24 protein-coding genes are annotated in these 24615 nt (G+C 70.6%); 14 read left to right on the top strand and 10 right to left on the bottom strand.

The features are described 5' to 3' along the window. Positions 1 to 60: 60 nt before the first annotated feature. The 3 genes from ACFULQ_RS20895 to ACFULQ_RS20885 all read right to left on the bottom strand — a co-directional run bounded on the left by ACFULQ_RS20895 (position 61) and on the right by ACFULQ_RS20885 (position 1734). A complete protein-coding gene (locus ACFULQ_RS20895) occupies positions 61 to 636 on the bottom strand; it encodes a TerD family protein (protein WP_383546070.1) in 576 nt (191 codons plus the stop codon). A gap of 96 nt (positions 637 to 732) precedes the next feature. Further along, complete coding sequence (locus ACFULQ_RS20890; RefSeq protein WP_383546068.1) at positions 733 to 1191, bottom strand: peroxiredoxin; 459 nt, start codon at positions 1189 to 1191, stop codon at positions 733 to 735. Positions 1192 to 1302: 111 nt separating this feature from the next. Next, complete coding sequence (locus ACFULQ_RS20885) at positions 1303 to 1734, bottom strand: DUF3052 domain-containing protein (protein WP_020116104.1); 432 nt, start codon at positions 1732 to 1734, stop codon at positions 1303 to 1305. Between the two features lie 342 nt (positions 1735 to 2076). Between ACFULQ_RS20885 and aceE the strand changes: the two genes are divergently transcribed. Further along, the gene (gene aceE, locus ACFULQ_RS20880) at positions 2077 to 4809 is read left to right on the top strand and encodes a pyruvate dehydrogenase (acetyl-transferring), homodimeric type (protein ID WP_383546066.1); all 2733 of its coding nucleotides are present in this window, start codon (positions 2077 to 2079) and stop codon (positions 4807 to 4809) included. A 107-nt stretch (positions 4810 to 4916) separates the two neighbouring features. Continuing rightward, a complete protein-coding gene (locus ACFULQ_RS20875) occupies positions 4917 to 5654 on the top strand; it encodes a potassium channel family protein (protein ID WP_383546064.1) in 738 nt (245 codons plus the stop codon). A gap of 71 nt (positions 5655 to 5725) precedes the next feature. On the opposite strand, the gene ACFULQ_RS20870 is transcribed toward ACFULQ_RS20875, so the two are convergent. Together ACFULQ_RS20870 and ACFULQ_RS20865 are read right to left on the bottom strand one after the other, a co-directional pair. After that, positions 5726 to 6040 (bottom strand): small hydrophobic protein, encoded by a 315-nt coding sequence (locus ACFULQ_RS20870; protein ID WP_383546082.1) that lies wholly within the window; start codon positions 6038 to 6040, stop codon positions 5726 to 5728. A 277-nt stretch (positions 6041 to 6317) separates the two neighbouring features. Further along, positions 6318 to 7931 carry an MFS transporter gene (locus ACFULQ_RS20865; protein ID WP_383546062.1) on the bottom strand — a complete coding sequence of 538 codons (1614 nt, stop codon included), beginning with the start codon at positions 7929 to 7931 and terminating at the stop codon, positions 6318 to 6320. A gap of 66 nt (positions 7932 to 7997) precedes the next feature. Here ACFULQ_RS20865 and ACFULQ_RS20860 point away from each other — a divergent pair, with 66 nt between their 5' ends. The 3 genes from ACFULQ_RS20860 to ACFULQ_RS20850 are packed head-to-tail and all read left to right on the top strand — an operon-like array spanning position 7998 to position 10820. Continuing rightward, positions 7998 to 8633 carry a TetR family transcriptional regulator gene (locus ACFULQ_RS20860; protein WP_383546060.1) on the top strand — a complete coding sequence of 212 codons (636 nt, stop codon included), beginning with the start codon at positions 7998 to 8000 and terminating at the stop codon, positions 8631 to 8633. A 54-nt stretch (positions 8634 to 8687) separates the two neighbouring features. After that, entirely contained in the window at positions 8688 to 9905 is a 1218-nt protein-coding gene (locus ACFULQ_RS20855; RefSeq protein WP_383546059.1) for an alpha/beta hydrolase, read from the top strand. A gap of 57 nt (positions 9906 to 9962) precedes the next feature. Further along, entirely contained in the window at positions 9963 to 10820 is an 858-nt protein-coding gene (locus tag ACFULQ_RS20850; RefSeq protein WP_383546080.1) for a DUF4429 domain-containing protein, read from the top strand. Between the two features lies 1 nt (position 10821). Here the strand turns inward: ACFULQ_RS20850 and ACFULQ_RS20845 are convergent, their stop codons facing one another. Together ACFULQ_RS20845 and ACFULQ_RS20840 are read right to left on the bottom strand one after the other, a co-directional pair. Beyond that, the gene (locus ACFULQ_RS20845; protein WP_383546057.1) at positions 10822 to 11838 is read right to left on the bottom strand and encodes an aldo/keto reductase; all 1017 of its coding nucleotides are present in this window, start codon (positions 11836 to 11838) and stop codon (positions 10822 to 10824) included. Beyond that, positions 11835 to 12302, bottom strand: a complete 468-nt coding sequence (locus ACFULQ_RS20840) for a MerR family transcriptional regulator (protein WP_383546055.1) — start codon at positions 12300 to 12302, stop codon at positions 11835 to 11837. Before ACFULQ_RS20840 ends, ACFULQ_RS20845 begins: the two co-directional genes overlap by 4 nt. 97 nt (positions 12303 to 12399) lie before the next feature. Between ACFULQ_RS20840 and ACFULQ_RS20835 the strand changes: the two genes are divergently transcribed. Together ACFULQ_RS20835 and ACFULQ_RS20830 are read left to right on the top strand one after the other, a co-directional pair. Next, positions 12400 to 12870, top strand: a complete 471-nt coding sequence (locus tag ACFULQ_RS20835; RefSeq protein ID WP_383546053.1) for a GNAT family N-acetyltransferase — start codon at positions 12400 to 12402, stop codon at positions 12868 to 12870. A gap of 19 nt (positions 12871 to 12889) precedes the next feature. Then, a complete protein-coding gene (locus ACFULQ_RS20830) occupies positions 12890 to 13705 on the top strand; it encodes a serine hydrolase domain-containing protein (RefSeq protein ID WP_383546051.1) in 816 nt (271 codons plus the stop codon). On the opposite strand, the gene ACFULQ_RS20825 is transcribed toward ACFULQ_RS20830, so the two are convergent. Beyond that, complete coding sequence (locus tag ACFULQ_RS20825; RefSeq protein WP_383546050.1) at positions 13702 to 14355, bottom strand: pirin family protein; 654 nt, start codon at positions 14353 to 14355, stop codon at positions 13702 to 13704. The two genes, ACFULQ_RS20830 and ACFULQ_RS20825, sit on opposite strands and share 4 nt — an antisense overlap. 93 nt (positions 14356 to 14448) lie before the next feature. Here ACFULQ_RS20825 and ACFULQ_RS20820 point away from each other — a divergent pair, with 93 nt between their 5' ends. The 5 genes from ACFULQ_RS20820 to fabF all read left to right on the top strand — a co-directional run bounded on the left by ACFULQ_RS20820 (position 14449) and on the right by fabF (position 19375). Further along, on the top strand, positions 14449 to 15654 hold the full coding sequence (locus tag ACFULQ_RS20820) for a PucR family transcriptional regulator (protein ID WP_383546048.1): 1206 nt from the start codon (positions 14449 to 14451) through the stop codon (positions 15652 to 15654). A gap of 89 nt (positions 15655 to 15743) precedes the next feature. Then, a complete protein-coding gene (locus ACFULQ_RS20815) occupies positions 15744 to 16667 on the top strand; it encodes an ACP S-malonyltransferase (protein ID WP_383546047.1) in 924 nt (307 codons plus the stop codon). Positions 16668 to 16683: 16 nt separating this feature from the next. Beyond that, positions 16684 to 17682 carry a ketoacyl-ACP synthase III gene (locus ACFULQ_RS20810; RefSeq protein WP_383546045.1) on the top strand — a complete coding sequence of 333 codons (999 nt, stop codon included), beginning with the start codon at positions 16684 to 16686 and terminating at the stop codon, positions 17680 to 17682. A gap of 78 nt (positions 17683 to 17760) precedes the next feature. After that, positions 17761 to 18009 carry an acyl carrier protein gene (locus ACFULQ_RS20805; protein ID WP_007381745.1) on the top strand — a complete coding sequence of 83 codons (249 nt, stop codon included), beginning with the start codon at positions 17761 to 17763 and terminating at the stop codon, positions 18007 to 18009. A gap of 85 nt (positions 18010 to 18094) precedes the next feature. Beyond that, positions 18095 to 19375 (top strand): beta-ketoacyl-ACP synthase II, encoded by a 1281-nt coding sequence (fabF, locus tag ACFULQ_RS20800; RefSeq protein WP_123760472.1) that lies wholly within the window; start codon positions 18095 to 18097, stop codon positions 19373 to 19375. A 66-nt stretch (positions 19376 to 19441) separates the two neighbouring features. Here fabF and ACFULQ_RS20795 read toward each other — a convergent pair whose 3' ends face one another. Continuing rightward, on the bottom strand, positions 19442 to 19936 hold the full coding sequence (locus tag ACFULQ_RS20795; protein WP_123760473.1) for a DUF3145 domain-containing protein: 495 nt from the start codon (positions 19934 to 19936) through the stop codon (positions 19442 to 19444). 250 nt (positions 19937 to 20186) lie between these two features. Here ACFULQ_RS20795 and ACFULQ_RS20790 point away from each other — a divergent pair, with 250 nt between their 5' ends. Further along, the gene (locus ACFULQ_RS20790; protein WP_383546043.1) at positions 20187 to 21071 is read left to right on the top strand and encodes an SGNH/GDSL hydrolase family protein; all 885 of its coding nucleotides are present in this window, start codon (positions 20187 to 20189) and stop codon (positions 21069 to 21071) included. Positions 21072 to 21081: 10 nt separating this feature from the next. After that, complete coding sequence (locus ACFULQ_RS20785) at positions 21082 to 22053, top strand: aldose epimerase family protein (protein WP_383546041.1); 972 nt, start codon at positions 21082 to 21084, stop codon at positions 22051 to 22053. A 108-nt stretch (positions 22054 to 22161) separates the two neighbouring features. Here ACFULQ_RS20785 and ACFULQ_RS20780 read toward each other — a convergent pair whose 3' ends face one another. Next, positions 22162 to 24594: a glycoside hydrolase family 3 protein gene (locus tag ACFULQ_RS20780; protein ID WP_383546039.1), complete on the bottom strand. Its 2433-nt coding sequence runs from the start codon at positions 24592 to 24594 to the stop codon at positions 22162 to 22164. Positions 24595 to 24615: the final 21 nt, after the last annotated feature.

Below are 24615 nucleotides of genomic sequence, written 5' to 3'. Positions count from 1 at the left end.
CCGTGCGGCGCCGGACGCGGACACCAGGGGTGGTCCTGGATGTGACCACCAGGGGTGGTCCTAGACGTTGACGCCGAAGTCCTGGGCGATACCGCGCAGGCCCGAGGCGTAGCCCTGGCCGATGGCGCGGAACTTCCACTCCGCGCCGTTGCGGTACAGCTCCCCGAAGACCATGGCGGTCTCCGTGGACGCGTCCTCGGAGAGGTCGTAGCGGGCGATCTCGGCGCCGCCGGCCTGGTTGACGACGCGGATGAACGCGTTGCGCACCTGGCCGAAGGACTGCTGGCGGTTCTCGGCGTCGTAGATCGAGACCGGGAAGACGATCTTGTCGACGTCGGCCGGGACACCGGCGAGGTTGACCTTGATCTGCTCGTCGTCGCCCTCGCCCTCACCGGTGAGGTTGTCGCCGGTGTGCTCGACCGAGCCGTCCGCGCTCTTGAGGTTGTTGAAGAAGACGAAGTTGGCGTCGCTGGCGACCTTGCCCGCCGCGTTCAGCAGCAGCGCGCTGGCGTCCAGGTCGAAGTCGGTGCCGGTCGTGGTGCGGACGTCCCACCCCAGACCGACGATGACCGCGGTCAGGCCCGGGGCCTCCTTGGTCAGCGATACGTTGCCGCCCTTGCTGAGGCTGACTCCCACGAGTCCTCCATAGGTTTGCTGGTTGTGATGCTGCCGGATCAACGATTCGATCCTAGTGACGGGTTCCCGCCCCACGCAGTCCCTGGAGGCGAACAATCACAGGGTGTCGAGCGCCTTGACGTACTCGTTGAGGTCGCGAGCGTCCGGCAGGGCGTTGACGACGGTCCAGCGGACCACGCCCTCCTTGTCGATGACGAAGGTGCCGCGCACCGCGCAGCCCTTGTCCTCGGCGAAGACGCCGTAGGCGCGGGAGACCTCGCCGTGCGGCCAGAAGTCGCTGAGCAGCGGGTACTCCAGGCCCTCCTGCTCGGCGAAGACACGCAGGGTGTGGATGGAGTCGTTGGAGACGGCGAGCAGCTGGGTGTCGCGGTCGGTGAACTGCGGAAGGTTGTCACGCAGCTCGCACAGCTCACCGGTGCACACACCGGTGAAGGCGAAGGGGTAGAAGAGCAGCACGACGTTCTTGTCGCCGCGGAAGTCGGACAGCTTCACGGTCCGGCCGTGGTTGTCCTTGAGCTCGAAGTCGGGGGCCTTTTCGCCTACCTGGATCGCCATCGCGAGGATGTCCCTTCGGAGGGGCTGTTCGAGTGACTCGGCCACCCTACGCAGCGATCACCGCACGGAAGCGGACGGGCCGGTCATACCGGCCCGTCCGGTCCCACGGGGTTACTTCTTGGACTTGGCCGCCTTGGGCGTCACCAGCCGGCTGCCGCTCCAGTCCTTGCCCACGCTGACGCTCTTGGAGGCGGACAGGCCTGCCGTCGTCGCGGCTTCGGAGATGTCGCTCGGCTCCACGTAGCCGTCCCGGCCGGTCTTCGGCGTCAGCAGCAGGATCGAGCCGCCCTCCTCGATGTACGTGGTGGCGTCCACCAGTACATCGGTCAGGTCGCCGTCCTCGTCACGGAACCAGAGCACCACGGCATCGGCGACGTCGTCGTAGTCCTCGTCCACCAGGTCGCTGCCGATGACTTGCTCGATGGCCTCGCGGAGTTCCTGGTCTACGTCGTCGTCGTAGCCGATCTCCTGGACCACCTGCTCGGGCTGGAACCCCAGCCTCACGGCAGGGCTCGTCTCCGCGTGGTCCGCGGTCGCGCTCACGGGGTGCCTCCTGATCTTGTCTTTGGGTATGTCTCAGCCACGCGCGTGCGCGAGGCAATGGCCGTAGTCCACACGGGCGGGGCGGATCGCGCAAGTACCCGGCGTTTCCGACCGCCGAAACGGTGACGTTCCGGACGTGTCACCGCAACTACAGGCACATCATCGCGGCCACCTCGTGACGCATGCCACACCTTTCTGCCCTCTTTGCGTGTTTGGGAACCATACCCGGGTACAGGACCTCGGGTTACCCCGGAGTAGAGATGACGTTTGGCCCCCCGAGGTACACGATGGGGAGCGGTGCAGACACACAGAAATACGGCCCTCTGACAGGTAAGGAACAGCGTGGCTTCCGGATCCGATCGCAACCCGATCATCATTGGCGGCCTTCCGAGTCAGGTTCCTGACTTCGATCCCGAGGAAACCCAGGAGTGGCTCGACTCCCTCGACGCCGCCGTGGACGAGCGCGGCCGGCAGCGGGCCCGCTATCTGATGCTGCGGCTCATCGAGCGGGCCCGCGAGAAGCGCGTGGCCGTGCCCGAGATGCGCAGCACGGATTACGTGAACACCATCCCGACCGGAGCCGAGCCGTTCTTCCCGGGCAACGAGGAGATCGAGCGCAAGATCCTGAACGCCACCCGGTGGAACGCGGCCGTCATGGTCTCGCGCGCCCAGCGTCCCGGGATCGGCGTCGGCGGCCACATCGCCACCTTCGCCTCCTCCGCCTCCCTCTACGACGTCGGCTTCAACCACTTCTTCCGCGGCAAGGACGAGGGCGACGGCGGCGACCAGGTCTTCTTCCAGGGTCACGCCTCCCCGGGCATCTACGCGCGCGCGTTCCTGCTGGACCGGCTCAGCGAGGCCAACCTCGACGCGTTCCGCCAGGAGAAGTCGAAGGCGCCGTACGGCCTGTCCTCGTACCCGCACCCGCGCCTCATGCCGGACTTCTGGGAGTTCCCGACCGTGTCGATGGGCCTCGGCCCGATCGGTGCGATCTACCAGGCCCGGATGAACCGCTACATGCACGCGCGCGGGATCGCCGACACGAGCAAGTCCCATGTGTGGGCGTTCCTCGGCGACGGCGAGATGGACGAGCCGGAGTCGCTCGGCCAGCTGACCATCGCCGCCCGCGAGGGCCTGGACAACCTGACCTTCGTCGTCAACTGCAACCTCCAGCGCCTCGACGGCCCGGTGCGCGGCAACGGCAAGGTCATCCAGGAGCTGGAGTCGGTCTTCCGCGGCGCCGGCTGGAACGTCATCAAGCTGATCTGGGACCGCACCTGGGACCCGCTGCTCGCGCAGGACCGCGACGGCATCCTGGTCAACCGGATGAACACCACTCCGGACGGCCAGTTCCAGACCTACGCCACCGAGTCCGGGGCGTACATCCGCGAGCACTTCTTCGGTGACGACCAGCGGCTGCGCGCGATGGTCGAGGGCATGACCGACGACCAGATCCTGCACCTGGGCCGCGGCGGTCACGACCACCGGAAGATCTACGCGGCCTTCAAGGCGGCCGTGGAGCACACCGGCCAGCCGACGGTCATCCTCGCCAAGACCGTCAAGGGCTGGACGCTGGGCCCCAACTTCGAGGGCCGCAACGCCACGCACCAGATGAAGAAGCTGACGGTCGACGACCTCAAGGGCTTCCGCGACCGGCTGCACCTGCCGATCTCCGACAAGGAGCTGGAGTCGGGCGCGCCGCCCTACTACCACCCGGGCCGGGACTCGGAGGAGATCCAGTACATGCACGACCGCCGGCAGGGCCTCGGCGGTTACGTCCCCACGCGCGTGGTGCGCGCCAAGCCGCTCGCGCTGCCGGACGACAAGCCGTACGCGACCGTGAAGAAGGGCTCCGGGCACCAGTCGATCGCCACGACGATGGCTTTCGTCCGCCTGCTCAAGGACCTCATGCGGGACAAGGAGATCGGGCGTCGCTTCGTACTGATCGCGCCGGACGAGTACCGCACCTTCGGCATGGACTCGTTCTTCCCGAGCGCGAAGATCTACAACCCGCTCGGGCAGCAGTACGAGTCGGTCGACCGGGAGCTGCTGCTGGCGTACAAGGAGTCGCCGACGGGTCAGATGCTGCACGACGGCATCTCGGAGGCGGGCTGCACGGCCTCGCTGATCGCGGCGGGTTCGGCGTACGCGACGCACGGCGAGCCGCTGATCCCGGTCTACGTCTTCTACTCGATGTTCGGTTTCCAGCGCACCGGTGACCAGTTCTGGCAGATGGCCGACCAGCTGGCGCGCGGTTTCGTGCTGGGTGCGACCGCGGGCCGTACGACGCTGACCGGTGAGGGGCTCCAGCACGCGGACGGCCACTCGCAGCTGCTTGCCTCGACCAACCCGGGGTGTGTGGCGTACGACCCGGCGTTCGGGTTCGAGATCGCGCACATCGTGCAGGACGGTCTGCGGCGGATGTACGGCCCCGACAGCGAGGACGTCTTCTACTACCTGACCGTCTACAACGAGCCCATCCAGCACCCGGCCGAGCCGGAGAACGTGGACGTCGAGGGCATCCTCAAGGGCGTCTACCGCTTCAGCGAGGGGGTGTCGGGGTCGATCCCGGCGCAGATCCTCGCGTCCGGTGTGGCGGTGCCGTGGGCGGTCGAGGCGCAGAAGATCCTCGCCGAGGAGTGGAACGTCAAGGCGGACGTCTGGTCGGCGACCTCCTGGAACGAGCTGCGGCGCGAGGCGGTGGCCTGCGAGGAGCACAACCTGCTGCACCCGGAGGAGGAGCAGCGGGTGCCGTACGTGACGCGCAAGCTGGCCGGGGCGCAGGGTCCGTTCGTGGCCGTGTCCGACTGGATGCGGTCGGTTCCGGACCAGATCGCGCGGTGGGTGCCGGGGACGTACCAGTCGCTGGGCGCGGACGGGTTCGGCTTCGCGGACACCCGGGGGGCGGCGCGGCGGTTCTTCCACATCGACGCGCAGTCGATCGTGGTGGGCGTGCTGACGGAGCTGGCGCGGGAGGGGAAGGTGGACCGGTCGGTGCTGAAGCAGGCGATCGACCGGTACCAGTTGCTGGATGTGTCGGCGGCCGACCCCGGTGCGGCTGGAGGCGATGCGTAGTCGTTCGGCTGCGGGTGCGTGGGGGCTGGTCGCGCAGTTCCCCGCGCCCCTGGAGGGCGGTGGGCCTACGGCCCTGCCGCCCTCCATCGTTTCTCTACGATGCGGGCATGGAAGAACTGTCGGCGCAGGGCCGTTGGGAACAGCACACCCAGCGGCCCCTTCTGGCGCTCGCGGTGCTGTTCGCCGTGGCCTATGCCGTGCCGATCGTGGACACCTCGGCGGGGCATTCGCTGACTGCGGCGTGCACGGTGGTCGAGTGGGTGGTGTGGGGGGTCTTCGCGGTCGACTACCTGATGCGGTTGTCGCTGTCGCGGGACCGCCGGGGGTTCGTACGGCAGCACTGGATGGACCTGTGCGCCGTGGTGCTCCCCCTCATACAGCCCCTGCGGCTGCTGCGGCTGGTCTCCACGCTCCTGCTGGTGGGGCGGCGGGCGCGGATGGCCTCGCAGATCAGGGTGACGACGTACGTGGGCGGGGCGGTCGTCGGGCTGCTGATGTTCGGCTCGCTGGCGGTGCTGTCGGTGGAACGGGACTCCCCGGACGGGAACATCCGGACACTGGGTGACGCGGTGTGGTGGTCCTTCACGACGATGACGACAGTCGGCTACGGCGACCACGCCCCGACGACCGGCCTGGGCCGGGTGATCGCGGTGGGTCTGATGCTGTCCGGCATCGCCCTGCTGGGTGTCGTGACCGCGAACATCGCCGCCTGGTTCATCGAACGCTTCGAGAAGGACGACGTGGAGGAACGCCAGCAGACGGAGGCGATCCTGGCCCTGACAGAGGAAGTACGGGCCCTACGGGCAGAGGTGGCGGCCCTGCGCAAGGCATCCGTCGGGGGTTGAGGGGTCCCGGCTCCGGACGCGGACGGGCCCCCGGTCGTCCCACCGGGGGCCCTTCCCTCACGCGCCCCGGGTCAGAACAACCCGCTGCCCGGGGTGGCCGCTCCGACGAGCCAGATGATCGCCAGGAGCGTGTCGATGGCGCCCAGTACGAAGGCGACCAGGGCCGGCCAGGCACGATTGCCGCCGCCCGACCAGGTACGGCCCATGGCGAGCCAACCGCAGACCATCGCCACCGGGCCGAGGATGATCCCCAGCACGAAGAATCCGGCGACTGCGCAGATGACTCCGATGATTCCGAGCGTCGCGCGATCCGGCCCGCTCCGTGACCATGTCCGGCCACGTGATCGGGGGTACTTGCGCGTTCCGTGTCCCAAGCCCGCCATCATCAACTCCCTGACACCCTTGGTTGGTTGGGTTCGTCTCGGGTTCAACGATGCGAGTACCCCCGTTCCGGCCGATAATCCTCCGGCCTTGCGGCGCGCCGCCCCCCTCCGGCAGCGCGCCGCAGCGCCGTCCGCCCTCCCCAGTCACACACAGCGTGCCGTGCGGAGGGCTTGACTTACTGTGACCTGCGGCGCGTACCGGGTGCGAGAAATCTTTAGCCCCTTCACCCTGATAGGGGAAGAACGCTGACATCCCGTCAGTCGTGACCTGCGGCTTTCCTCAGATGTGCCCCACGCCCGCGCCCGCCTCCGCGTTCTCGCCCCGCTTGGTCAGCAGCGCCACCAGCACGGCGAACGCGGCGACCCCGGCGGCCACCAGCGACGCCAGGCTCATCCCGGAGATGAAGGTGTCGTGGGCGACATCGGTGATCTTCGCGACGACCTCCGGCGGGGTGCCCTTGGCCACCGGCGCCACACCCACCTGCACCGCCTCCGACGCCTGGTCCAGCTGCGCCGGCGTGAGCGCGGGCAGCCCCGCGTCCTTCCAGTTGCCCGCGAGGTCGCCGTCCACCTTGGAGGCCATCACGGCGCCCAGCACGGCCGTACCGAGGCTGCCGCCGATCTGCATCGCGGCCTGCTGGAGTCCGCCGGCCACACCGGACAGCTCCATGGGCGCGTTGCCGACGATGACCTCGGTGGCGCCGACCATCACCGGCGCGAGGCCGAGGCCGAGCAGCGCGAACCACAGCGACATGACCGCGCTGCCGGTGTCCGTCTCCAGCGTGGACATCCCGAACATGGCGATCGCGACGGACGCCATACCGCCGGCCAGCGGGATGCGCGGGCCGAGCTTGGTGATCAGCACACCCGCGAGCGGGGAGCCGACGATCATCATGCCGGTGAGGGGAAGCAGGTGGAGGCCGGCGTCGATCGGGCTCATGCCGTGCACGTTCTGGAGGTAGAAGGTCACGAAGAACAGGCCGCCCATGAAGGCGATCGCCATCAGGACCATCAGCACCACGCCCGCCGACAGCGGCACCGAGCGGAACAGGGCGAGCGGGATCAGCGGCTCCTTGACCTTCGTCTCCCAGAAGGCGAACAGCCCGAAGCCCGCCACCGAGGCGAGGATGAACGTCCACGTCAGCCCGTCGCCCCAGCCCCAGGTCGGCGCCTTGATGAGCGCCCACACCAGGCAGAACATGGCGGCGGACAGCAGGGCTATGCCGAGGACGTCGAAGGAGCGCGGGGCGTTCTCCGCACGGTGGTCGAGCAGGATCAGCACACCCAGGACCAGTGCGAGGACGCCCACCGGCACGTTGATGAAGAACACCGACTGCCAGTTGACGTGCTCGACGAGGACACCGCCGAGGATCGGGCCGCCGGCGGTGGAGGCGCCGATGACCATGCCCCAGATGCCGATCGCCATGTTCAGCTTCTCGGCCGGGAAGGTGGCCCGCAGCAGACCGAGCGCGGCCGGCATCAGCAGCGCGCCGAACAGACCCTGGAAGACGCGGAAGGTGACCACCGCGGCGATGGAGCTGGACAGCCCGATCGCACCCGAGGCGGCCGCGAAGCCGACGACACCGATCAGGAAGGTCTGACGGTGGCCGAAGCGGTCACCGAGCTTGCCCGCGGTGATCAGGGCGACCGCCAGGGCGAGGAAGTAGCCGTTGGTGATCCACTGGACGTCCGCGAAGCTCGCCTGGAGGTCGGCCTGGATGGCCGGGTTGGCGATGGCCACGATGGTGCCGTCGAGGGCCACCATCATGACGCCGACCGCCACGGTCAGGAGGGTGAGCCACGGGTGGCCCCGCAGCCCGGAGGCGGGCGCCTGATCCGACGGGGACGGCCCGTCCCCCGGCCCCGTCTTGTCGAGGGTGGTCTGACTAGTCATGCGTTCGAGGCTAGTGACAGCCACTGACAATTGACAAACCATTTCACAAGTCGGTAACTGACACCAATGGAAACACTGCGCGAACGCAAGAAGCAGCGCACCCGGGAGGCACTGCTCCGGGTCGCCATCGAACTGTTCACCACCCGCGGCTACGAGGGCACGACCGTCGACGACATCGCCGACGCCGTCGGCGTCTCGCAGCGCACCTTCTTCCGCTACTTCGCCGGCAAGGAGGACGCGGCCCTCGCGCTCGACGAGATGACCGTCGCGCACTTCGTCGACGCCGTCCGCGCGCGCCCCGCGCACGAGCCCCCGCTGGAGGCGCTGCGCCAGGCCGTGCTGGAGGGCTGGGACACCCTGCACGAGGTCGTCGACGCGGTCGTGCCGGTGGAGCGGTACCTCGCCCTGTACCGGGTGATCGAGTCGACGCCCGTCCTGCTCGCCGCTCATCTGCGGCGCTCCGTGGAGGCCGAGGACACTCTCGCGCGCGTGCTCGCCGAGCGCGAGGGTCTCGACGCGGACACCGACCCGCGGCCGCGCGTGACGGTGGCCGCCTTCAGCGGGGTGATGCGGGTGACGGAGCGCCAGTGGCTGACGGACGGGGACTTCAGCCTGGAGGCCATGCGGGAGCTGACGGTCTCCCACCTCGAACTGCTGGGACCGGCCCTGGCGGGCAAGTGGCTCCCTTACACCAAAACGTGATACCCGTCACTCGATTAACCCGAGACCGTCCCGTTCTCCTAGTGTGTCCTTTCAGTGACTTCCTTCGACACCTCCCCGCAACTCAACGTCTGGCGCGCACTGCTCGCGCTGGCCGTGGTGTTCGTGATGCTGGCGACCACCGGATGGACCGCGCTGCGCAACGAGCGGGAGGCCACCCCGCTCCAGGCCTCCCTCGACTCCTGGACGCACGGCCGCCTCCACGGACACCGGCTGCCCGACCCGGACACCTCCCCCGCCCTGCTCTCCCGGTTCTTCGCCACGCTCACCTCGCAGGACCGCGTCCGCCTCGCCCAGCGCTACCCGCTCGCGGTCGGCAACATGAACGGCGCGCCGGTCGGACTGCGCTACCAGGCCAACCGCCTCGCACTGCTCCAGGCCCGTGCCGTCGAGCGTGAACGCATGCACGACACCCGGCTCACGCAGGCCGGTCAGCAGGAGGCGGGCCGCCGTATGCAGCGCTTCGAGGCGCTGACCGCCCCGGACCGCCACATCCTCGCCTTCGACCCCGACGGCTCCGGCCGCATCGCCGAGGTCTTCGGCGATCTGCGCACGGCGGAGCGGGTCTCCGTGATCGTCCCGGGCGTCGACACCGACCTGCTCACCTTCCAGCGCACCAAGCGCAGTTGGTCCGCACCGGTCGGCATGGCCAAGGCCCTCTACCAGGCCGAGCGCGCCGCGAGCCCGTCCACGCGCACGGCGGTGATCGCCTGGGCCGACTACACCGCACCCGCCGGTCTGGGCATCGACTCGGCCACCGCGATGCGCGCCGAGGACGGCGCCGTACGGCTGAACGCGCTGGTGCGGGCGCTGCCCGGCGCCACCCCCGTCTCGCTGTTCTGCCACAGCTACGGCTCGGTCGTGTGCGGGGTCGCCGCGCACACGCTGCCCGGCCGGGTGGCCGACATCGCGGTGGCCGGCAGCCCCGGGATGCGGGTCGCCAACGCCTCCCACCTGCACACCTCCGCGCATGTGTGGGCCATGCGGGACGCCGACGACTGGATCCAGGACGTGCCGTACCTGGAGGTCGGCGGGCTCGGCCACGGGGCCGACCCGGTGTCCTCCGCGTTCGGTGCGCGCGTGCTGTCCGCGCGGGGCGCCGACGGTCACGCCGGTTACTTCGAGCCCGGAACGGAGAGCCTGTTCAACTTCGCCGAGATCGGCATTGGCGCATACCGCTCGGTGGCCTGCGCCCACGAGGACGAAGCCTGCCGCGCCGGTTTGTCCGGCACGGCCACGGCCGGACGCGCGTAGAGACTGCAGGAACTGCGGTCTGCGCGAGGAGGGACGAAGGAGCTCGTGCCGCATACGATGACCCGCATGGGTGACGTACTGGCCGGATTTCATGCCGCCTGGGAGTTCGAGTCCGACTCCGTGCTCATCCGCTACGAACGGGGGATTCGCACACCGAAGCTCTTCCAGGCGCTGGGGGAACGACGAATCCCCCTGGAGGCGATCTCCGGGGTGACGCTGGCTCCCGGCAAGCGGGGCACGGTGGTCCTGCACGCCGTGCCGCGGCCGGGGGCGGATCCGCTCATGGAGGCGGCGGCGGGGCAGCTGAAGGAAGGGTGCGATCCGTACCGGCTGGTGCTGCCGGCGGACAAGGAGACGCTCGCCGAGTACTACGCGGACGAGCTGCGCGCGCTGCTGAAGGACGACGACGAGCAGGCGGAACGATTCCTGGTCGCGGCGCCCGAGGTGCCGTTGCAGTTCAAGGCGTACGACGGGAAGGCGAGCTTCGACGGCCGTACCGTCGGCTTCCGGTGGTTCTGGACGGGCGCGTCGTCCGCGAAGTGGAAGGCCGGGGACCAGAGCTTCCCGGTCTCCGAGCTGACGGGCGTCGAGTGGCGGTCGCCGGAGGTCTTCGAGGGGCATCTGCGGCTGCTGCGCGGGGAGCCGGGGCCGGTGCAGGCGGACCAGGACCCGGCGGCGGTGGTCTTCGGGCTCGGATACGGGCCCGTGCACGAGTCGTTGCCCTTCGCGGCGGCGGTCCTGGCGGCCGTACGGCAGCGGGGGCCGGCGGCAGCGGTCCCGGCCGCGAGCACGCCGCGCCGGGACCCCGCGGACATCGCCGAGCGCATCCGTCACCTCGGAGAACTGCACCAGGCGGGTCTGGTCACCGACGAGGAGTTCTCCGTGAAGAAGGCGGAGTTGCTGGCGGAGCTCTGACCTACTCGCGGCCCGCCGATGAGAACCGCATGTCGGCGTACCGGTCTCCTGACACCTGGCCGGCTATCGGCTCCAGCAGCTCCAGTTCCTCCTTCGTGAGTTCGATGCGCGTCGCCGCCGCGTTCTCCTCCACCCGGCTGGGCTTGCGGGTGCCCGGGATCGGGACGACCGGGAGGCCGTGGATCTCGGACTGCTGCTGGACCCAGGCCAGGGCAACCTGGCCGGTCGAGACGCCGTGGGCCGCGGCGACCGCGCGGATCGGTTCCAGCAGGGCCGCGTTGGCCGCCGCGTTGTCGCCCGTGAAGCGGGGCTGCCCGCGGCGGAAGTCGTCGGCGGTGAGGTCCTTCTCGGCGTTGGTGAAGGAGCCGGTGAGGAAGCCGCGGCCGAGCGGGGAGTACGGGACGAGGGTGACGCCCAGTTCGCCGGCGGCCGGGACCACCTGGGCCTCGATGTCCCGGCTGAACAGGGACCACTCCGACTGCACGGCGGCGATCGGGTGGACGGCCTGCGCCGCGCGCAGCTCGCCCGCCGTGACCTCGCTCAGGCCCAGGTGCTTGACCTTGCCCTCGCGCACCAGCTCGGCCATGGTGCCGACGGACTCCTCGATCGGCACGTTCTCGTCGCGCCGGTGCATGTAGTAGAGGTCGATCACGTCGACGTCCAGGCGCTTCAGGCTCGCCTCGACGGCCTGGCGGATGTACGGCGGGTCGTTGCGGATGATCCGGCGGGTCGGGTCGTCCGGCGGGATCGACAGGGCGAACTTGGTGGCGATCACGACCTCGTCGCGGTGCGCCTTGAAGAACGGGGACAAGAACTTCTCGTTCTCCCCCCGGCCGTAGGCGTCCGCCGTGTCGTAGAGCGTGATGCCGAGCTCCAGGGCCCGCTCCAGGGTGGCGCGGGACTCCTTCGCGTCCGGGGGGCCGTACGCGAAGCTCATGCCCATGCAGCCGAGTCCCTGGACACCGACCTCGGGGCCGTTCTCGCCCAGTCGTGCGGTGGGGATCCTGCTGTCGGTCATCCTGCCTTCTCCTTCTCCCAGTCGGCGCGATCGGCCTCGGCGTAGAAGCTGATCTTGTGGTCCAGTACGGCGAGGGTGTCCTGGAGCTCCGCGATCCGGGTCAGTACGTCCCGGCGGGTCGCCTCCAGGAGCTTGAAGCGGTCCCGGAAGGTGTGGTCGCCCTCCCGCACGAGTTCCGCGTACCGGACCATGTCGGCGACCGGCATGCCGGTGAGCCGGAGCTTGCCGACGAAGGCGAGCCAGTCGAGGTCGCGGTTGCTGTAGCGCCGCTGGCCGGTGTGCGAGCGGTCGATGTGCGGCATCAGGCCGATGCGCTCGTACCAGCGCAGGGTGTGCGCGGTCAGGCCGGTGAAGGCTACGACCTCGCTGATCGTGTAACTGTCCTGGCCGTCGGGGCGCCGGTGGGCCTGCGGCGGTGCGGCACAGCTGTCGGTCCTGGTACTCGTGGTCTCCATCACCGTCATGGCCTCAACGCTATGGCCTTGGAGTGCACTCCAAGCAAGCGGTACCGGTAAGAAATCGGCAGGACGACACACGGATCGTATGGCTAGCGTGCGGGGCATGAGTCTCGTACGCCGGGCCCTGCCCGAGGACGCCGGGGAAGTACTGCGGCTGCGCCAGGTGATGATCGACGACCTGCCCGGCGGGGACGCCTCCACGGCGTGGCACGCCGAGGCGCTGCCCTCGCTGCGGAGGAAACTGGGCGAGGCCGACGGGGACTTCGCGGCCTTCGTCGTCGACCACCCGGACCGGCCGGGGGCGCTGGCCGCGCTGGTGGCCGGGACGGTCGACTACCGGATCGGCAAGGCGGGCAACCCGCACGGGCTCGCCGGGTACGTCTTCAGCGTCGCGACCGACCCGGGCGCCCGGCGGCGCGGGTACGCACGCGCGTGCATGGACGAACTGCTGGAGTGGTTCCGCGAGCGGGGTGCCGGACAGGTCATGCTGACCGCGTCCGCGGCGGCCGAGCCGCTCTACGTCTCGCTCGGGTTCGTGCACAAGCCCGACCCCACGATGATTCTCAAGCTCTGAGCGGCTTAGGCTCGACGGCATGTCCTTGCAGAGCCTCACGCTGATCGAGAACTGGCCGGTTCCCACCGCCGCGGCGGGCGTGGTGCGGGCCGACGGCACCGTCCTCGGCACCCACGGTCCGGTGGGCCACCGCTTCCCGCTGGCCTCCGTCACCAAGCCGCTCGCGGCCTACGCGGCTCTCGTCGCGTACGAGGAGGGGGCGATCGAGCTCGACGAGCCGGCCGGGCCGAGCGGATCGACCGTGCGGCATCTGCTCGCGCACACCTCGGGGCTGGCCTTCGACGAGCACCGGGTCACCGCCCCGCCCGGGGAGCGGCGGCTGTACTCCAACGCCGGGTTCGAGCAGCTCGGCGACCACCTCGCGAAGGCGACGGACATCCCGTTCGCGGAGTATCTGCGGCAGGCGGTGCTGGAGCCGCTGGGCATGACGTCGACGTCCCTGGAGGGCTCCCCGGCGAAGGACGGTGTGTCGACGGTCGAGGACCTGCTGAGGTTCGCGGCGGAGGTGCAGGCACCGCGGCTGCTGGACCCGCGTACCGTCGCCGAGGCCATGACGGTCCAGTACCCGGGCACCAAGGGCGTGCTCCCCGGCTACGGCCACCAGAACCCCAACGACTGGGGCCTGGGCTTCGAGATCCGGGACTCCAAGTCCCCGCACTGGACGGGCTCCTCGTCCTCGCCGCGCACCTTCGGGCACTTCGGCCAGTCCGGTACGTTCCTGTGGATCGACCCGGACGCGGGGGCGGCCTGCGTGGCGCTGACGGACCGCGCCTTCGGGCCCTGGGCGGTCGAGGCCTGGCCCGCCTTCACCGACGCCGTCCTCGCCGGCCTCTAGGACATCTCCCACACCAGCAGCTCGGCCGGGGTCACCGCCACCGCGTCCAGTTCCTTCGCGTCGGTGACCCGGGCCGCGTCGCCCGGGCCCAACTCCTCGCCGTCCAGCCGCACTTCACCGCGCACGACATGGACGTAGACGAACGGCCCGTCCGGCACCGCGGTCCGCTCCCCCGCGGCCAGCCGCCGCACGTGCAGCAGCGCGCCCGCCTCCGGGATCGCGTACGGCGTCGAGTCGGCGATCCCGCGGACGATCTCGTACGACGGCTCGCCACCCGGCTCCAGGGGGGCCAGCCAGGTCTGCACGAAGGTCAGCGGGGTGCCGGCGTCGTTGCGCTCGACGTGCCGCACGCCCCCGGCGGCGCTGAGCCGCTGCACGTCACCGGCCCGTACGACCGTCTCGTGCCCGGTGGAGTCGCGGTGCGTGAGCTCCCCCTCGACCACCCAGGTGACGATCTCGGTGTGGCTGTGCGGATGCTCGTCGAACCCGGCACCGGGCACGAGCCGCTCCTCGTTGCAGGCGATCAACGCCCCGAACCGCAGATTGTCGGGGTCGTAGTGCGGCCCGAACGAGAACGCGTGCCACGACTCGATACCGGCCCCGGGATCCCCACCTGGATAGCGCTCCGCAGCGCGCCACACGTCCGTCACGGGACCACGGTAGACCCGGGACCGGCCGCAGGTGGTGGTGGAGTCGGTACCCGGCGGCGCGTACTGACGTCCGGATAAGGCAGTCTTGTCCATGTGCCCGAACCCGAACTCCGTAAGTCCGATCCCGCCGCGTCCGTCGTCCATGCCCACGCCGCGACCCTGAAGCGGCTGGAGAAGTCGTCCGGGTCGCTCGCCCAGCAGGCCATCGCGCGGATGGACGAGACGCTGCCGTGGTACCGGGCGATGCCCCCGGAGAACCGTTCCTGGATCGGGCTGGTCGCCCAGGCCGGTATCGCGGCCTTCACCGAGTGGTTCCGGCAGCCGGACGCCCCGCAGGCCATCTCCACCGACGTGTTCGGCACCGCTCCCCGGGAGCTGACCCGGGCCATCACGCTGCGCCAGACCGTGGAGATGGTGCGCACCACCATCGAGGTCATGGAGTCCGCGATCGACGAGGTCGCCGCCCCCGGTGACGAGGCCGTGCTGCGGGAGGGCCTGCTCGTCTACGCCCGCGAGATCGCCTTCGCCACCGCCCAGGTCTACGCCCAGGCCGCCGAGGCACGCGGTGCCTGGGACGCCCGCCTCGAGTCGCTGGTCGTCAACGCCGTGCTGAGCGGGGAGGCCGACGAGGGGGCCGTGAGCCGGGCGGCGGCGCTGGGCTGGAACGCCCCGGAGCACGTGTGCGTGGTCCTCGGCACCGCCCCCGACGGTGACTCCGAGCTGACCGTCGAGGCGATCCGGCGAGCCGCCCGGCACGCCAAGCTCCAGGTGCTGACCGGGGTGCTCGGGGCCCGGCTCGTGGTCATCGCGGGCGGCAGCGACAACCCGCTCGCCGTGGCCAAGTCGCTGATCGGGCCCTATGCGGCCGGACCGGTGGTCGCCGGTCCCGTCGTACCGGATCTGCTGGCCGCGACCCGGTCCGCGCAGGCCGCCGCCGCCGGGCTCAAGGCGTGTTCGGCCTGGCAGGACGCCCCGCGCCCGGTGCTGGCGGACGACCTGCTTCCGGAACGCGCGATGGCCGGTGATCCCAGTGCGCGCGAGCAGTTGGTGGAGGAGATCTACAGACCGCTGGAGGAGGCCGGTTCCGCGCTCCTGGAGACGCTCTCCGTCTACCTCGAACAGGCGTCCAGTCTGGAGGGCGCGGCCCGGATGCTGTTCGTGCATCCCAACACCGTGCGCTACCGGCTTCGACGTGTGACTGACGTCACCGGCTGGTCGCCCTCCGATGTACGCTCGGCGTTCACCCTGCGGATCGCGCTCATCCTGGGGCGTCTGGCCGACGGAGATCACCAGCCCTAGGCTTTTGTCGGGGGCCAACAAAACCCCCTCATGTTCTTCGTCCTTGTCCCCACGGGCGGCTTGGGCCGCCCTCAAGAGAGAGTGTGAGAGTGCTCGTACTCGTCGCTCCCGGCCAGGGCGCCCAGACGCCCGGCTTCCTGACCCCCTGGCTCGAACTCCCCGGTGCCGCGGACCGCGTCGCCGCGTGGTCCGACGCCATCGGACTGGACCTCGCCCACTACGGCACACAGGCCGACGCGGACGCCATCCGCGACACCTCGGTGGCCCAGCCGCTGCTGGTCGCCGCCGGGATCCTGTCCGCCTCGGCACTCGGTGCCATCTCCGACCTCGCCCCCGGCGCGGTCGCCGGGCACAGTGTCGGTGAGATCACCGCCGCCGCCTTCGCCGGCGTCCTGGACGACACCGCCGCCCTCACCCTCGTACGCAAGCGGGGTCTGGCCATGGCCGACGCCGCCGCGATCACCGAGACCGGCATGTCCGCGCTGCTCGGCGGTGACCCGGAGGTCTCCGTCGCGCACCTGGAGAAGCTGGGCCTGACCCCGGCGAACGTCAACGGCGCGGGTCAGATCGTCGCCGCGGGCACGCTGGAGCAGCTCGCCGCGCTGAACGACGACAAGCCCGAGGGCGTCCGCAAGGTCGTCCCGCTGAAGGTCGCCGGCGCCTTCCACACGCACCACATGGCCCCCGCGGTCGACGCGCTGGCCAAGGCCGCCGCCGATCTGACGCCGGCCGACCCGACGGTCACGTACGTCTCCAACAAGGACGGCCAGGCCGTCGCCACCGGCGCCGAGGTGCTGGAGCGGCTGGTCGGCCAGGTCGCCAACCCGGTCCGCTGGGACCTGTGCATGGAGACCTTCAAGGAGCTCGGCGCCACCGCGTTCATCGAGGTCTCCCCCGGCGGCACGCTGGTCGGCCTCGCCAAGCGCGCGCTGCCCGGTGTGAAGACGCTGGCGCTCAAGACCCCCGACGACCTCGACGCTGCTCGCGAGCTCATCGCCGAGCACGGTGCCTGAGAAGGAGCACGAGAGCATGTCGAAGATCAGGCCCAGCAAGGGCGCCCCGTACGCGCGCATCCTCGGGGTCGGCGGCTACCGCCCGACCCGGGTCGTGCCCAACGAGGTGATCCTCGAGACCATCGACTCCTCCGACGAGTGGATCCGCTCGCGCTCCGGCATCCAGACCCGGCACTGGGCGAACGACGAGGAGACCGTCGCCGCCATGTCGATCGAGGCGTCCGGCAAGGCCATCGCCGACGCCGGGATCTCCGCCGAGCAGATCGGCGGCGTGATCGTCTCGACCGTCTCGCACTTCAAGCAGACGCCGGCCGTGGCGACCGAGATCGCCGACAAGCTGGGCACGGACAAGGCCGCCGCCTTCGACATCTCGGCGGGCTGCGCGGGCTTCGGCTACGGCCTCACCCTCGCCAAGGGCATGATCGTCGAGGGCAGCGCGGAGTACGTCCTCGTGATCGGCGTGGAGCGGCTGTCGGACCTGACCGACCTGGAGGACCGGGCCACCGCCTTCCTGTTCGGCGACGGTGCCGGTGCGGTCGTCGTCGGCCCCTCGCAGGAGCCCGCGATCGGCCCCACGGTCTGGGGTTCCGAGGGCGACAAGTCCGAGACCATCAAGCAGACCGTGGCGTGGAACGAGTACGACAGCTCCACGGACAAGTTCCCTGCGATCACGCAGGAGGGCCAGGCGGTGTTCCGCTGGGCCGTGTTCGAGATGGCGAAGGTCGCCCAGCAGGCGCTGGACGCGGCCGGGATCAGCCCGGACGAGCTGGACGTCTTCATTCCCCACCAGGCCAACGAGCGGATCATCGACTCGATGGTGAAGACGCTGAAGCTGCCGGAGCACGTCACGGTCGCGCGTGACGTGCGCACCACCGGCAACACCTCGGCCGCCTCGATCCCGCTCGCCATGGAGCGGCTTCTGGCGACCGGTGAGGCGAAGAGCGGCGACACCGCGCTCGTCATCGGATTCGGGGCGGGTCTCGTCTACGCCGCCACTGTCGTTACCCTCCCCTAGGCACTCCGTGCCGGATCATGCGGTCCGGGACGGGAAGCACTGCCAACCCTCTGGATAAGAAAACGAAGGAGCGCCAACATGGCCGCCACTCAGGAAGAGATCGTCGCCGGTCTCGCCGACATCGTGAACGAGATCGCCGGCATCCCGGTTGAGGACGTCCAGCTGGACAAGTCCTTCACCGACGACCTGGACGTCGACTCGCTGTCCATGGTCGAGGTCGTCGTCGCCGCCGAAGAGCGCTTCGACGTCAAGATCCCCGACGACGACGTCAAGAACCTCAAGACGGTCGGCGACGCGACCGACTACATCCTCAAGCACCAGGCCTGAGTCCCTGCTCGGGCCGGACGCTGACCGGCCCCGCCACCCGGCGGTGGCGCCGCTTAATCCTCGTACCGTTGGAGAAAGATTTCCCGTGAGCCCGACCAATCGCACCGTGGTCGTCACCGGTATCGGCGCAACCACACCGCTGGGTGGCGACGCAGCCTCTACCTGGGAGGGTCTGGTCGCCGGCAAGTCCGGCGTCAAGCCCCTGGAGCAGGAGTGGGCCGCCGACCAGGCGGTCCGTATCGCGGCGCCCGTCGCCGTGGAGCCGACCGAGGTGATTCCGCGGCCGCAGGCCCGGCGTCTCGACCGTTCGGCACAGTTCGCGCTGGTCGCCGCCAAGGAGGCGTGGGCCGACGCGGGCTTCGAGGGCAAGGCCGGTGAGGAGGGCTCGGTCGGCGATGTCGACCCGGACCGCCTCGGCGCCGTCATCGCCTCCGGCATCGGCGGTGTGACGACCCTCCTCGACCAGTACGACGTGCTGAAGGAGAAGGGCGTCCGCCGCGTCTCCCCGCACACCGTCCCCATGCTGATGCCGAACGGCCCCTCGGCCAACGTGGGCCTGCTGGTGGGCGCCCGTGCGGGCGTGCACACCCCGGTCTCCGCGTGCGCCTCCGGCGCCGAGGCCATCGGCTACGCCATCGAGATGATCCGCACCGGCCGCGCCGACATCGTGGTCGCCGGTGGCACCGAGGCGGCGATCCACCCGCTGCCCATCGCCGCGTTCGGCAACATGATGGCGATGTCCAAGAACAACGACGACCCGCAGGGCGCCTCGCGTCCCTACGACACCGCCCGCGACGGTTTCGTCCTCGGCGAGGGCGCGGGTGTGGTCGTGCTGGAGTCCGCGGAGCACGCGGCCAAGCGCGGGGCCCGGGTCTACGCCGAGGCGGTCGGCCAGGGCATCTCCGCCGACGCCCACGACATCGTGCAGCCCGAGCCGGAGGGCCGGGGCATCTCGGCCGCCCTCCAGCACCTGCTCGAGAACACCGACCTGAACCCGGCGGAGATCGTGCACGTCAACGCGCACGCCACGTCGACGCCGGCCGGTGACATCGCCGAGCTCAAGGCGCTGCGGAAGGTGTTCGGGGACGACGCGGACCACATGGCGGTCTCCGCGACCAAGTCGATGACCGGTCACCTGCTGGGTGGTGCCGGCGGCATCGAGACGGTCGCGACGGTGCTGGCCCTGTACCACCGGGTGGCTCCGCCGACCATCAACGTCGAGAACCTCGACCCGGAGGCGGAGGCCAACGCCGACGTGGTCCGCGGCGAGGCCCGCAAGCTGCCCGTGGAGGGCCGTATCGCCGCGCTGAACGACTCGTTCGGCTTCGGCGGGCACAACGTGGTACTGGCGTTCCGGACGGTCTGAGAAGCGTCTGTACGCAACTGAAGGGCCCCCACCGAGCGGTGGGGGCCCTTCACGTGTACGGAGAACTCACACCACTTGGTGCAGCCAGCGGACCGGGGCGCCCTCGCCCGCGTACCTGAAGGACTCCAACTCGTCGTCCCAGGGCTTGCCCAGGAGTTTCGCGAGCTCTGCCTCCAGGTCGGTCTCACCGCGCTGGGAGCGGGTCAGGGCGGCCCTGAGCCGGTCCTCCGGGATCAGGATGTCGCCGTGGATGCCGGTGACCGCGTGGAAGATGCCCAGTTCGGGGGTGCAGCTGTAGCGTTCGCCCTCGGCGGTGGCGCAGGGCTCGGCGGTGACCTCGAAGCGCAGCAGATGCCAGCCCCGCAGGGCCGACGCGAGCTTGGACGCGGTGCCGACCTCACCCTTCCAGGAGAACTCCGAGCGCCAGGTGCCCGGCGCGGCCGGCTGCCGGATCCAGTCGAGGTTGACGCGCGTGCCGAGCACCCCGGCGATCGCCCACTCGACGTGCGGGCACAGCGCGCGCGGCGCGGAGTGCACGTACAGAACTCCACGTGTCGTCACCGGGACCTCCGGGCAGAGCGGGACAAGTCTTGCTGGCCGGCATGGCGGCCACACCGGCCGGCCACGTTGATGGCGAGGCTACCGTGCGGCGGCGCAAGGAGTGTGACGTACCGTCCGTCCCGGTGCCCCGAAACGCCCGCCATTCACCCGGCAGGACGCTAGTACGGGTCCCGATCGTTCCCTCGGGGCCGTCGGGAACTCGTGTGCGTTGTTATGAGAGGACCACCATTTCACGAGGGGAACTCCACGGATGCGCAAGCAGGGCCTCCGCTCGCGGGCCGTCGTCGCCGTCCTGACCGCGGCCCTTGTGGGCGTCGCCGGCTGTGACGCCGTGGGCGGCGACTCCGCGGCACCGACCCAGAAGGCCAAGCCCTCGCCGAAGCCGACCCCGGCCTGGGACAGCAGCCCGGCTTCGCTGGCCGCCGTCGGGGACTCCATCACCCGCGGCTTCGACGCGTGCGGGGTCCTGACGGACTGTCCCGACGTGTCCTGGGCCACCGGGAGCAGCGCGCAGGTCGACTCGCTGGCCGTACGGCTGCTGGGGAAGGCGAAGGCGGCCGAGCGCAGCTGGAACTACGCGGTGTCCGGGTCGCGGATGGCCGATCTGTCGGCGCAGATGTCCCAGGCCGCCTCGCGCGCGCCCGCGCTGGTGACGGTGATGGTGGGTGCCAATGACGCCTGCCGGGACTCCACGGCCGCGATGACATCGGTGTCCGACTTCCGGGCCGGGTTCGAGGACGCGCTGAGCGTGCTGCGCGCCAAGGCGCCCAAGGCGCAGGTGTACGTGGCGAGCGTGCCCAACCTCAAGCGGCTGTGGTCCCAGGGGCGCACCAACCCGCTGGGCAAGCAGGTGTGGAAGCTGGGGGTGTGCCCGTCGATGCTGGCGGACGCGGACGCCCTGGACGCGGCGGCGACCGAGCGGCGGGACACCGTGCAGGACCGGGTGGAGGAGTACAACGCCGTACTGAAGCAGGTGTGCGCGAAGGACGCGCACTGCCGGTACGACGGCGGCGCGGTGTACGACTACCGCTTCGGCACCGACCAGCTCAGTCACTGGGACTGGTTCCATCCGAGTGTGAACGGCCAGGCCCGGCTGGCGGAGATCGCATATCGCAAGGTCACGGCCGTGACTTAAAGTTCCGCACATGAACGAACTCTTCGCCACACTTCCCGACGGCACACCGGTCCACCGCTGGACCCTGGAGCGCGCGGGCGTCCGCGTGCGGATCCTGTCCTACGGCGGGATCGTGCAGTCGGTCGAGGTCCCGGACCGGGAGGGGCGGACCGCGGACGTGGTGCTGGGGTTCGCCGAGCTGGACGGGTATCTGGAGCACGCCGGTCCGTATCTCGGGGCGTTCATCGGGCGGTACGCGAACCGGATCGCGGGCGGCCGTTTCGAGCTGGACGGGCTGACGTACGCGCTCGCGGCCAACAACGCGCCCAACTCCCTGCACGGGGGCGAGCAGGGCTTCGACAAGCGGGTGTGGGACATGGAGCCGGCCGGTGAGCACGGGGTGCGGCTGAGCCGGGTCAGCCCGCACGGCGAGGAGGGCTTCCCGGGCCGCCTGGAGGTCTCCGGGACCTACGCGCTGGACGAGTCGGGGGCGCTGCGGATCTCCTACGAGGCGGTCACCGACGCGCCGACCCTGGTGAACCTGACCAACCACAGCTACTTCAACCTGGCCGGTTCCGGGAACGCGGGCGGGCACGAACTGCGGATCGACGCCTCGCGGTTCACGCCGGTGGACGCGGATCTGATCCCGACGGGGGTCGAGGAGGTCGCGGGCACCCGGTTCGACTTCCGCGAGGTCCGCAAGGTCGGCGCCGGGTACGACCACAACTTCGTGCTGGACAAGGGGATCACCGCCGAGGCCGTCGAGGTGGCCGAGCTGTACGACCCCGCGTCGGGGCGGGTGCTGACGGTGGCGACCACCGAGCCGGGGCTCCAGCTCTACACCGCCGACCACCTCCCCGAGCCCTTCACGCCCGGCGACGGCATCGCGCTGGAGACCCAGCACTTCCCGGACTCCCCGAACCGTCCGGAGTTCCCGAGCACGGTGCTGCGGCCGGGTGAGGTGTACCGGTCGGAGACGGTGTACGGGTTCTCCAGCCGGTAGGGCTTTTGCAGCCGCTACAGCCGCTACAGCCGGTACAAGAGACGAGCCCCGGCCCAGGGGTCAGGTCCCGGGCCGGGGCTGCTTGTGCGGGGGCCGCGCCCCCTGGTATCAGACGTTAATCGTCGCGGTGACCCGGCGGTCCTCGATCGAGCGTCCGATCTGGATTTCGTACGAACCCTTCACATGCGACCACGACGAGGTCTTCTCGTCCCAGATCGCGAAGGCCCGGCGCGGGATCTCCACGGTGACCTCGACGCTTTCGCCGGGGCCGGCCTCGGCTCCCGCGAACCCGGCGAGCCGGCGGGCGGGGCGTTCGGCGTCGGGTTCGGCGGGGGCCAGGTAGATCTGGACGACCTCGCGGCCCGCGCGGGTGCCGGAGTTGCGCAGCCGGACCCGGACGGTGGCGCCCTGGACCTCGACGGACTCGTAGGTCCACTCCGTGTAGCCGAGGCCGTGGCCGAACGGGTAGGCCGGGGTGCGGCCCGCCTTCTCCCAGGCCGTGTACCCGATGAAGACTCCCTCCTCGTAAGGGAGTTCGCCGTCCGCCGGGGTGACCCGGGTGACCGGGGCGTCGGCCAGGGTGCCCCAGGTGGTGGGGAGCCGGCCGCCGGGTTCGTGGGCGCCGGTCAGCACCTCGGCGAGGGCCGCGCCGCCCTCCTGGCCGGGGAACCAGCTCAGCAGGATCGCGGCGACGTCCTCGCGCCAGGGCAGCTCCACCGGGGAGCCGGAGTTGACGATCACGACGGTGTTCGGGTTGGCGGCGGCGACCGCGCGGACCAGGTCGTCCTGCCGGCCGGGCAGGGTGAGGTCCTTGCGGTCGTAGCCCTCGGACTCGACGCGGTCGGTGGTGGCGACCACGACGACAGCGGTGTCCGCGTGCCGGGCCGCCTCGACGGCCTCGGCGATCAGCTCGTCGGGGTCGCGCTGCGGGTCCAGGTGGGCGAGGGCGAACCCGACGACCTTCATCGGGAGGTCGTCGGGGAGGTCGACGACGTGGGTGAGGGAGATCTCGACGGGCTCGCCCGCGGTGAGTTCGACCTCGGCGCGGGGTTCGGGGGCGCCGAAGAAGGAGACGAACGGGTCGTCCTTGTCGGTGCTCTGGACGTCGTCGTAGTAGGTGGTGCCGTCCACGGCCAGCTTGAAGGCGCCGAGTCCCTTGATGCCGAAGGTGTGCGAGCCGCTCTCGCGCGGGGTGAAGGTGCCGGTCAGCTCGACGGTGTGCAGGCGGTCGTGGGTGACGCCCTCGGGGAGGTCGGAACCCATCCACTGGAGCTGGCCGTTGGGGGCGGAGCGGGTGCCGAGGACGGCCCCGGCCGCGTCCCGGCAGATCGCCCGGAGGCTGAACCCCTTGTCGGCGATGGCGAGTTCGGTGTTCGGGTCGGCGCCGACGGCGTAGCTCACCGAGCCCTCGGGGAGGGCCGCGGTGAGGCCGTCCAGCGGGGAGACGATCCGGTCCGGGAAGACGGTGGCGGAGCCGCCGCCGAGGACCCGGGCGTCCCGGGCGGCGGCGCCGCTGAGGGCGACGGTGCCCGGCTTCAGGGGCAGCGCGCCCTGGTTGCGGACCAGGACGAAGGAGCGGCGGGCGATCTCGCGGGCCAGCGCCTCGCCGTCGACCGCCGGGGGCAGCTCGGTGACCACCGGCTCGGCGCCGGCCAGGATGCCGACGCGGGCGGCGAGCCGCAGCACATTGCGTACGGCGGTGTCGACCGCGCTCTCCTCGACCCGGCCGTCCCGCACGGCCTGGGCGAGGGGTTCGCCGTAGACGGTCCTCGGGCCGGGCATGGCGACGTCGAGGCCGCCCTCGATGGCGGCCTTGGTGGAGCGGGCGGCCATCCAGTCGGAGACGTTGTAGCCGTCGAAGCCCCATTCGCCGCGCAGGACTTCGTTGACGAGGTGGTGGTGCTCGGTCATCGTCGTGCCGTTGACCGTGTTGTAGGCGGTCATGATGCCCCACGGGTGGGCGTTCTCCACGATGTGCTCGAAGGGCGCCAGGTAGAGCTCGCGCAGGGCGCGTTCGGAGACCAGGTTGTTCACCGTGAAGCGGTCGGTCTCGGCGTCGTTGGCGACGAAGTGCTTGACGGTGGTGCCGACGCCGCCCTCCTGCACGCCGGTCACGTACCCGGCGCCGATCCGGCCCGTGAGGTAGGGGTCCTCGCTGTAGGCCTCGAAGTGGCGGCCGCCGAGCGGGGAGCGGTGGAGGTTCACGGTGGGGGCGAGCAGGACGTGGACGCCCTTGCGGCGGGCCTCCTGGGCGAGCAGCCGGCCTGCCCTGCGGGCGAGTTCCGGGTCCCAGGAGGCGGCCAGCGCGGTCGGGGAGGGCAGGGCGATCGAGGGGTCGTCGGCGCTCCAGCGCACGCCCCGGACGCCGATCGGGCCGTCGGACATGACGAGGGAGGGCAGGCCGATCTCCGGGAGCGCGGGCAGCGACCACATGTCCTGGCCGCCCAGGAGCCGGGCCTTGGCGTCCAGGTCGAGCGCCGCCAGGGCCGCCTCGACGGCGGCCTCGCGGGCCTGGTCGGCCGCTGTGTCGGGTGCCGCCATGGGGGTGCCTCCTCGTTGACG

The sequence above is a fragment of the Streptomyces sp. NPDC057253 genome (assembly GCF_042669125.1).
Taxonomy (GTDB): domain Bacteria; phylum Actinomycetota; class Actinomycetes; order Streptomycetales; family Streptomycetaceae; genus Streptomyces.
This window is presented reverse-complemented; position numbering and strand designations above follow the sequence as displayed.